A 9,171-nucleotide genomic window follows, 5' to 3' on the forward strand; every position below is an offset into this window, starting at 1 on the left:
CTCCCGGGCAGCTGTCCGGTAAGCGGTCGCGCCCCCGGTTGACCCGCGGAAGGTAGGGCCGATCGGCCGACCCGGCTATCCCGATCGCGTGCCCGCTGTCCGGTTCGCGCGACCCCTTTCGCGCCTGGTGAAGCCTCGATAACGAAAGCGAGACTCGTCTCACACGTGTGCTTGACAACGCCCCGGGGCTCGCTCATGGTCCTGCGTCAACAGCGGACAGGTGTTCGCACTGCGAACGAGAAAATCGGGCACCCCGGCCCGGCCCGCGCTGCGGGCGCGGACCGCCCCACCCGGGGACGACGGAGGAGAACCACGTGGACGTCGCCAACGACCGGCCGCTCCCGGCCGACCCGCGCCGATGAGCGAGGCCGCGGTCTCGCCGCAGTCGGCCGCCGGCACCCAGCCCGGACCGGCCGGGGGCCGCCCCGGCGGAGACGGCTCGCTGCGCCGAGCGGGCCGGACGGTGCTCTCGCAGGAGTACCTCGGGGTGCTCATCGCCACGGTCGTGCTGGTCCTCGCGATCGGCGCGTTCTACCCGCGCTTCCTGCAGTTCGACCAGCTGATGGCCATCCTCAACCAGGCGACCTACATCGGGATCCTGGCCTGCGGCATGGCGTTCCTGCTGGCGATGCGGGAGCTGGACCTGTCGGTCGGCTCCATCTACGCGCTCACGGCGCTGGCCTGCGCGATGCTCGTGCAGAGCGGGCTGAACTCGTGGCTGAGCGCGCTGCTGGCCATCGTGGTCGGCGGACTGCTGGGACTGTTCAACGCGCTGCTCATCCAGTACTTCAAGCTGCCGTCGATCGTCGCCACCCTCGCGACGCTGGCCATGTTCCGCGGCCTCACCCTCGCGCTCAGCGAGGGCACCCAGGTGCTGGGGCCGCCGGTCGACGACTCGTTCTCACAGGTGGTCGGCGGCGACGTCGCCGGCGTCCCGGTCCCCGGGATCGTCCTGGTCCTGGTGGCCCTGGTGCTCACCGTCGTCCTGCGGGCCACGCCGTTCGGCTACCGGGTCCGGTCGATCGGGTCCAACCCCGAGGCCGCCGCCTTCAGCGGCATCCCGGTCAACCGCGTCCGGATGCAGGCGTTCGTGCTCAGCGGCGCGCTCGGCGGACTCGCCGGGGTGCTCACCATCGGCTACCTGGGTGCCTCGGACCCCAACACCGGCACCGGCTACGAGCTGCTGGCCATCGCCGCCGCCGTCATCGGCGGCACCTCGCTGGCCGGCGGCAAGGCGACCATCGTCGGCGCGGCGCTGGGGGCGGTCCTGCTCGGCGTCGTCGCCAGCGGCCTGGCCTACTTCAGCGTCCCGATCAACTGGAACCAGTTCGCCACCGGCGCGGTCATCCTCGCCGCGGTCTCCCTCGACAGCGTCGTCCGCCGTCGACGAACGGCCGCGCGCACCAGCGCCCCCTCGCTGTAGCACCCGGCGCCTCCCCGGGCGTCCGTCCCCGATCACCCAGGCGAGCCCCTCGCTCCGCCCGTCTGGGGCGTCCCCACCCTGCCCGGACCCGGGCACCATCCCCCAGGAGGAACATCGTGCGCACACGTTCGGGCGGGACCGGCCGCACCGGTCCCGCGCTGCTCGCCACGGCCATGGTCGTGCTCGTCGCCGCCTGCGGCGGCAACGACGGCGGTGGCGGCGGTGGCGGTGGCGGTGCTGACGCCGCCGCGGCCGAGGACCTCAACATCGCCTTCATCGCCGCCGACGGCAGCCAGAACTTCTCGCAGGAGATGCTGGCCGGTGCCGAGGCCGCCGGTGAGGAGTTCGGCGTCGACGTCCAGGCGATCGCGCCCACCAAGCTCGACGGGCCGGCGCAGGTCAAGATGGTCGAGGACGCGATGCGCACCGCCACCGACGGCATCGCGATCATGACGCTCACCCCCGACCTGCTGGTCCGGCCCGAGGCCCGCGCGGTGCAGCAGGGCATCCCCGTCCTGGCCGTCGACACCGCTCCGCTGCCCGGCTCGAACGTGACCAGCTACCTGGGCAACGACAACGTCGCGGCCGGGTCGATGCTGGCCGAGGAGGCGATCCGCCGCCTGCAGGAGGCCGGGACCACCGCCGGCTCGGCCGTCGTCGCCAGCCCCATCCCCGGCGTGCCCGCGCTGGACAACCGGGCCCTGGGCATGAAGCAGGCCTTCGAGCAGGACATGCCGGGCTTCCAGGTCGTCGGCCCGGTGGCCAGCGCCCCGGACCCGACGGCGAACTTCAGCACCTGGAGCAACCTGGTGTCGGCCAACAGCGAGGCCTCGGTGTTCCTCGACGCCGGCGACGCCGCCCTCGCCTCCCTGGCCCGGATCAACCGGGACAGCGGGGGTCGCTACCTGACCGGCGCGTTCGACCTCAACGAGGCCGGGCTGGAGGCCGTGGCCGACGGCACCAACTTCGCCGCCGCCGACCCGCAGCACTTCCTGAAGGGCTACCTGGCCACCCGGCTGCTCATCGAGAACGCCCTGGGCGAGCGGGAGCTGTTCGAGGGCTGGTGGGTGAGCACCGCGGAGCTGGTCACCCAGGAGAACGTCGCCGACATCCAGGCCCGCCAGGAGTCGAACGAGAACAAGCGCGAGTACTACGGCGACATCATCGACGAGCAGCTCGCCAACCCGCCGATCAAGCCCCTGGAAGAGGCGAACTAGTCGTGCTCGAGGCGCAGGGCATCCGCAAGGCGTACGGCGGCGTCGTCGCGCTCGCCGGGGTGGACCTCACCATCCGCCCCGGCAGCGTGCACGCCCTCCTGGGGGAGAACGGTGCGGGCAAGTCGACGCTGATCAAGGTCCTCGTCGGCGCGATCCGGCCGGACGCGGGTGCCCTGCGCCTCGACGGGCGCGAGCTGCGGCCCGGGACGACGGCCGATGCCGTCGACCAGGGCATCGCGGTGGTGTCGCAGGAACTGAGCCTGTTCCCCGACCTGGACGTGCTGTCCAACCTGTTCCCGATGCGGGAGATGCGCCGGGGCCCGCTGGTGGACCGCCGCCGGATGGCCGAGCGGGCCCGGCCGGTGCTGGCCGAGCTCGGGCTGGACGTCGGGCTCGAGGACCCGGTCGAGCACCTGCCGCTCGACCAGCGCCAGCTCCTGGAGATCGCCCGGGCGCTGGTGACCGACCCGCGGGTGCTGATCCTCGACGAGCCCACCTCGGCCCTGCACGCCGAGGAGGCCGACCGGCTGCACGAGGTGGTGCGGCGGCTGCGGGACCGCGACGTGGCCGTCGTCTACGTGTCACACCACCTCGAGGACGTGCTCGCGGTCAGCGACGAGGTCACGATCATGCGGGACGGCCGGATCGCGGTGGCCGCCGCGCCGGCGCACACGCTGACCGTCGACCGGATCGTCGCGCACATGCTCGGCGACAAGGTGGCGGCCATCGTCGAGGAGCGCTCCCACCAGGGGCAGGCCATCGACGAGGCGGGGCCGGCGCTGCGGCTGGAGGGGGTGACCGTCCGCGGGCAGTTGCGGGAGGTGGACCTCGCCGTCCCGTGCGGCCGCGTCGTCGGGCTGGCGGGGGTGGCCGGCTCCGGGCACCGCGCCGTCCTCAGCGTCGCCGCCGGGGTGCTCCGGCCGGACGACGGGCGGGTCGTCCTCCCCGACGGCGCGCCGCTCAAGCCGAGCATCCGCGGGGCGATCAGCCAGGGCGTCGCGATCGTGTCCGGGGACCGCAAGCGCTTCGGGGTCATGCTCGACAAGCCCATCTGGGACAACGTCGGCCAGGTCGGGTCGGTGGCGCTGCGCCGGGACGGCGCGTTCGTCCGCGCCGCGCGGCTGCGCGAACGCGCCCGCGAGCACGTCGCGCGGCTGGGCATCAAGACGCCGTCGGTCGACCAGGAGGTCGGCATGCTCTCCGGCGGCAACCAGCAGAAGGTCGTGTTCGCCAAGTGGCTGGAGGCCGCGCCGTCGGTCCTGCTGCTCGACGACCCGACGCGGGGCATCGACGTCGGCGCCAAGGCGGAGATCTACAACCTGCTGCGCGGGCTGTCCGACCGCGGGGCGGTGCAGATCGTCGCGTCGTCCGACCCGCGGGAACTGGCGGCGGTCTGCGACGAGGTCGTCGTGTTCTACGACGGGCGCGTCTGTGCCCGGCTGACCGGGCGGCACCTCGACGCGCACACGATCCTGGAGGTCATGAACACCGGCGTCGCGCCGGCGGACGCCGCCGCGACCGGCTGAGCGGGCGACGGGAGGTGTCGCGGTGGCGGAGGACGTCGACGTCGTGACCGAGACGGTGGTCCGCCGTCCCTGCGCGGAGGTGGCCGCCTACGCCGGGGACCCGACCAACGCCCCCGAGTGGTACGCGAACATCGCGTCGGTCGAGTGGCGGACCCCGCCACCGGTCGCCGTCGGCTCCCGCATGGACTTCGTCGCGACCTTCCTCGGCCGGCGGCTGGCCTACACCTACGAGGTCGTCGAACTGGAGCCGGGACGGCGGCTGGTCATGCGGACGGCGCAGGGACCGTTCCCGATGGAGACCACGTACACCTGGGAGCCGCTGGACGACGGCAGCACCCGCATGACGCTGCGCAACCGCGGCCGGCCCAGCGGCTTCTCGCGGGTGGTCCGCCCGATCATGGCGACGGCGATGCGGCGGGCCAACCGCCAGGACCTCAACCGGCTGCGGGAGCACCTGGAGCGGAGCTGACCGGCCCGGCTGCGCGGCGCGCGGTCACCAGCCAGGCCGCGCACCCGTAGGCCACGCCGTCGGTCGTCTCGTGCGCCGCGAGTGAGTCGCGCAGCGTCTCGACCGCACGTGCGCGTCCGGCGTCGTCGAGCCCCTCGAGCATCCAGCCGGCCTGGCCGAGCGCGAACTCCTCGGCCTCGGCGGCGTCCCGGCCGAGGTACAGCGACCCCTCGAGCGACTCCAGGTGCACGTCGGTGAAGCCGGCGCGGGAGAGGACGTCGGAGATCCGCTCGGGGTCGCTGAGCCCGAAGGGGCCCGGCCGGTCCGGCGGGGGCAGGGGGAGCTCGCGGCCCGCGGCGAGGGCGGACACGAGCGCGGAGATCCACTCGTTGCGCTGGACCGGCTGCCAGGTGAGCAGCACCAGCCGGCCGCCCGGCCGCAGCGCCCCCGCGACGTTGGTGAGCGCCGCGACGGGGTCGGCGAAGAACATGGCGCCGCTGCGGCTGATCGCCACGTCGGCGGCGGCCGGCTCGAACGGGTGGACCTGGGCGTCGGCCTGCACGAAGGTCGCGTTGGTCAGCCCCGCCGTCCGTGCCCGCGCCCGGGCCACCTCCAGCATGCGGGCGGAGAGGTCCACCCCGAGGACGTGGCCGGCGGAGGCGAGCCGGGCGGCGTCGACGGTGGTCCGCCCGTTGCCGCAGCCGACGTCGAGCACCCGGTCGGCGGGGCCGATCGCGGCCGCGGCCAGGAACACCGGGTGCAGGTCGCGGACGGCGTCGTCGTAGCGGTCGGCGTGGGCCGCCCAGTACGCCCCCTCGCCGCCGTCCCAGGCGCGGGCCTGCTCGGCGTTGCCCGGATCGACACGGAGCGTCGTGGTGTCGGTCACCGTGGTCACCTTCTCGGCCGCTATTCTGCTCCCAAGGGGACTGTGCAGACGGCTTACTCCCCTTGGGAGGACCATGTCAACCCCTGGTGGGCTCACCACGACCTCGTACGCCATCCTCAGCCTGCTCGCCGTCCGGCCGTGGAGCACCTACGAGCTGACCCGGCAGATGGACCGCAGCCTCGGGCGGATGTGGCCGCGGGCGCAGAGCAAGCTCTACGAGGAGCCCAAGAAGCTCGTCGCGCACGGCCTGGCGACGGCGCGGACCGAACCGGTGGGCAAGCGGTCGCGGACCGTCTACTCGATCACCGACGCCGGCCGGGAGGCGCTGGCCGCCTGGCACCGTGAGCCGGGGACCGGCCCGGTCCTGGAGTTCGAGCAGCTGCTCAAGGTCAGCTTCGCCGAGCACGGGACGAAGGAGGACGTGCTGGCGACCCTGGCGGCCGCGAGGGCGTGGGCGGAGGAGCGCAACCGGGAGAACCGGTCGGCCGCGGAGGCCTACGCGGCCGGGCGCGGCCCGTTCCCCGACCGGCTGCCCGAGAACGTGCTGGCCGGCCGGTTCCTCACCGACTTCTACCGGCTCGTGGCCGACTGGGCGGACTGGGCCAGTGCCCAGGTGGCGGAGTGGCCCGCCGCCCCGGCGGGCGCGCGCGCCGACGCGGCCGAGGTCGCCGAGATCGCCCGCCGGGCCGACTGGTGAGCCCGTCCATGACCCGCACGCCGGTCCCGTCGCCGCCGGAGGAGGCGCGGCCCGACGTCGTCCACCGGCTGGAGACGGTGCGGCAGTGGGAGCCCGCCGGGCGGCGGGCGGTGCCGTTCATCGCGCTGCTGGTCGTCGCCGCCAACCTCGTCGGTGTCGGGTCGGTGGCGCTGCTGCTGGTCGGCCTGTCGGTGGACGCCGAGGGCAGCAGCGGCCGGACGACGATCGTGCTGACCGCGCTGGGCTACCTCGCCGTCGCGCTGCCGCTGGGCACGCTGGCCGGATTCCGCCAGCAGCGGTGCACGACCGAGTGGCTGAACGCCGGCCGCGAGCCCAGCCCCGCGGAGGCGGAGCGCGCGCTCCGGCTGCCGCTGGACATCGCGGTGATCGCGGCGCTCACCTGGGCCGGCGGCGCGCTGCTCGTCGGCGTCGTGGGCGCCGTCGTCTCGCCGTTCCCGGCGGTCGGCGTGCGGATCGCCCTGGCCGCGCTGCTCGGCGGCGTGGTGACCACGGGGGTGACCTACCTGCTCACCGGCCGCGTCGCGCGCGGGGTGACCGCCCGGGCGCTGGCCGCGCACCCGCCGACCGGTGCGCTCCGGCTCGGCGTCCGGCCGCGGCTGCTGCTGACCTGGGGGCTGACCAGCGGCGTCCCGCTGCTGGGCCTGGTGCTGCTGTTCGTCGACCCCAGCAACCCCGAGGGTCCGGAGCGGGGGCCGGTGGTCTTCCTCGCCGTCGTGGCGCTCCTGGTCGGGCTGTTCGCCACGCTGCTCACCGCCCGGGCCATCGGCCTGCCCCTGAGGGCGCTGCGCCGTGCGGTGCAGCAGGTCGGCACGGGCGACCACGACGTCCGGGTCACGGTGGACGACGCCGGCGAGATCGGCCTGCTCCAGGAGGGCGTGAACACCATGGCCGAGGGGCTGGCCGAGCGCGAGCGGCTGCGCGACCTGTTCGGCCGCCACGTCGGGACGACGGTCGCGCAGCAGGCCCTGGCCATCGGCGCATCCCTCCGGGGCGACGTGCGCACGGTGGCGGCGCTGTTCGTCGACATCGCCGGCTCGACCTCGCTGGTCCGGCGCACCGGGCCGGAGGAGATGGTCGACCTGCTCAACCGCTTCTTCTCCATCGTCGTCGAGGCGGTCGAGGACGCCGGCGGACTGGTGAACAAGTTCGAGGGCGACGCGGCGCTGTGCGTCTTCGGCGCTCCCAGCGACCACCCCGACCCGGCCGGGGCGGCGCTGCGGGCGGCCCGGCGCATCTGCACCGCCGTCGCGGCCGCGGGCGAGGTCGACGTCGGGGTGGGGGTCGCCTGCGGCCCGGTGTGGGCCGGTCAGGTCGGTACGGCCAGCCGGCTGGAGTACACGGTGATCGGCGACCCGGTGAACGAGGCGGCGCGGCTCACCGACCTGGCCAAGGACCACCCGAGCCGCGCGGTGGTGTCCAACGAGGTGATCCGGGCCGCGCGCGGGCTGGAGGCGCAGCACTGGGCGCCCGGCACGGTGGTCGAGCTGCGCGGCCGGGACGAGCCGACGCAGACCTGGGTGCTGACGATCGGCTGAGAAAGGACCCCCCTGCCCCCCGCCACTCGCAGGCTCGCGGCGGGACCCTGCAGGGGGGCCGTTCAGACGGCGGCGGCCTGCCCGCCGCCGGTGGGCATCCGGCCGGCGGTCGGGTGGGACTTCACGACCACCAGGACGTCGTCGGGCTGCAGCGTGCCGATCAGCGGGTCGTCGAACCGCAGCGTCCGGCCGCCGCGGGTCACCGACAGCACGATGTCGCGCAGCTGCCGCGGCCCCAGGCCGACCTCGTCGGCGGTGACCCGGCGCTGCTTGAGGTCCAGGCCGTGGCCGCCGGTGACGAGGTCCTCGACGACGGCGACCACCCGCGGGCTGTCGGTGGACAGGCCCAGCAGCCGGCCGGAGGTGGCCGACGTGGTGATGACCGTGTCCGCGCCGGACTGGCGCAGCAGGTTGGCGTTCTCCTCCTCGCGCACCGACGTGGTGATCGGGACGCTCGGGTTGAGCTGCCGCACGGTGAGCGTGATGAGCACCGAGGCGTCGTCCCGGTTGGCCGCGACGATGACCGCCCGGGCCCGCTCCACCGAGGCCCGCCGCAGCACCTCGGTGCGGCCGGCGTCGCCGACGATCCCGGTGAGCCCGACCGAGTTGGCCTCGTCGATGGCGCGGGGCTCGGGGTCGACGACGACGATCTGCTCCAGCGGCGTGCCGTTGGCCTGCAGCGAGCGGATCGCGCTGCGGCCCTTGGTGCCGTAGCCGCACACGATGACGTGCTGGCGCACGCGGGACCTCCAGCGACGGATGCGGAACTCCTCCCGCGAGCGCGCGGTCAGCGCCTCGAGGGTCGTTCCGATGAGGACGATCAGGAACAGGATGCGCAGGGGGGTGATCACCAGGATGTTGACCAGCCGGGCACCGTCGGTGATCGGCGTGATGTCGCCGTACCCCGTCGTCGACAGGGTCACCGTCGAGTAGTAGACGGCGTCGAGCAGCCCGATGCCGACCTGGTCGCCGTCGCGGTAGCTGTCCCGGTCCAGCCACACGATGAACACGGTGAAGACGAGGACGGCGGCCGCGATGACCACCCGGCGCCACACCTGACGGGTCGGGGACTCCTCGATGTGCGCCAGTTGGACGCCGGCGTGCTCGGGCGTTCCGTCGCCGGTCGGGAAGGTCACCCCGCGGACGATAGTGAGCCGGAGGCGCCGTCGCGTGAGCGCCGCACCCCTCCGGGTGAGCCGGGGCCGGTGCAGCCGCCGGCTCCGGGCGGCCCCGCGGACCCCTGACCCGTCCGCGGTCGACGGCCCACGGCGTCAGCGGTCGCCATCCGCTCGGACCCTCTCCGCGGGGACGTGCGAGGGGTGGGCCGTGGGGGGGGGGGGGGGGGGGGGGGGCGGGGGGGGGGGGGGGGGGGGGGGGGGGGGGGGGGGGGGGGGGGGGGGGGGGGGGGGGGGGGGGGG

Annotated in this window: 8 protein-coding genes; 6 read left to right on the forward strand and 2 right to left on the reverse strand. The window is 74.6% G+C overall.

From position 1 onward, the window contains the following. Window positions 1-358 precede the first annotated feature (358 nt). The 4 genes from ACI789_RS19090 to ACI789_RS19105 all read left to right on the forward strand — a co-directional run bounded on the left by ACI789_RS19090 (window position 359) and on the right by ACI789_RS19105 (window position 4,635). Window positions 359-1,423 (forward strand): ABC transporter permease, encoded by a 1,065-nt coding sequence (locus ACI789_RS19090; protein WP_457010945.1) that lies wholly within the window; start codon window positions 359-361, stop codon window positions 1,421-1,423. 116 nt (window positions 1,424-1,539) lie between these two features. Beyond that, the gene (locus ACI789_RS19095; protein WP_457010946.1) at window positions 1,540-2,640 is read left to right on the forward strand and encodes a sugar ABC transporter substrate-binding protein; all 1,101 of its coding nucleotides are present in this window, start codon (window positions 1,540-1,542) and stop codon (window positions 2,638-2,640) included. Between the two features lie 2 nt (window positions 2,641-2,642). Further along, entirely contained in the window at window positions 2,643-4,166 is a 1,524-nt protein-coding gene (locus tag ACI789_RS19100; RefSeq protein ID WP_457010947.1) for a sugar ABC transporter ATP-binding protein, read from the forward strand. 22 nt (window positions 4,167-4,188) lie between these two features. After that, a complete protein-coding gene (locus ACI789_RS19105; RefSeq protein ID WP_457010948.1) occupies window positions 4,189-4,635 on the forward strand; it encodes an SRPBCC family protein in 447 nt (148 codons plus the stop codon). Here ACI789_RS19105 and ACI789_RS19110 read toward each other — a convergent pair. Then, window positions 4,601-5,500 carry a class I SAM-dependent methyltransferase gene (locus ACI789_RS19110; RefSeq protein WP_457010949.1) on the reverse strand — a complete coding sequence of 300 codons (900 nt, stop codon included), beginning with the start codon at window positions 5,498-5,500 and terminating at the stop codon, window positions 4,601-4,603. The two genes, ACI789_RS19105 and ACI789_RS19110, sit on opposite strands and share 35 nt — an antisense overlap. Before the next feature lie 73 nt (window positions 5,501-5,573). On the opposite strand from ACI789_RS19110, the gene ACI789_RS19115 reads away from it, so the two are divergent. Together ACI789_RS19115 and ACI789_RS19120 are read left to right on the forward strand one after the other, a co-directional pair. Next, window positions 5,574-6,197 (forward strand): PadR family transcriptional regulator, encoded by a 624-nt coding sequence (locus ACI789_RS19115; protein WP_457010950.1) that lies wholly within the window; start codon window positions 5,574-5,576, stop codon window positions 6,195-6,197. Between the two features lie 8 nt (window positions 6,198-6,205). Further along, window positions 6,206-7,753, forward strand: a complete 1,548-nt coding sequence (locus ACI789_RS19120; protein WP_457010951.1) for an adenylate/guanylate cyclase domain-containing protein — start codon at window positions 6,206-6,208, stop codon at window positions 7,751-7,753. A gap of 62 nt (window positions 7,754-7,815) precedes the next feature. On the opposite strand, the gene ACI789_RS19125 is transcribed toward ACI789_RS19120, so the two are convergent. Beyond that, window positions 7,816-8,889 (reverse strand): potassium channel family protein, encoded by a 1,074-nt coding sequence (locus tag ACI789_RS19125; RefSeq protein ID WP_457010952.1) that lies wholly within the window; start codon window positions 8,887-8,889, stop codon window positions 7,816-7,818. Window positions 8,890-9,171: the final 282 nt, after the last annotated feature.

Source organism: Geodermatophilus sp. SYSU D00965 (genome assembly GCF_054050075.1).

Bases quoted from the DNA above. Each gene is read 5' to 3' on its own strand.
- ACI789_RS19090 (WP_457010945.1), top strand. From the start codon at position 359: ATGAGCGAGGCCGCGGTCTCGCCGCAGTCGGCCGCCGGCACCCAGCCC.
- ACI789_RS19115 (WP_457010950.1), top strand. From the start codon at position 5,574: ATGTCAACCCCTGGTGGGCTCACCACGACCTCGTACGCCATCCTCAGC.
- ACI789_RS19120 (WP_457010951.1), top strand. From the start codon at position 6,206: ATGACCCGCACGCCGGTCCCGTCGCCGCCGGAGGAGGCGCGGCCCGAC.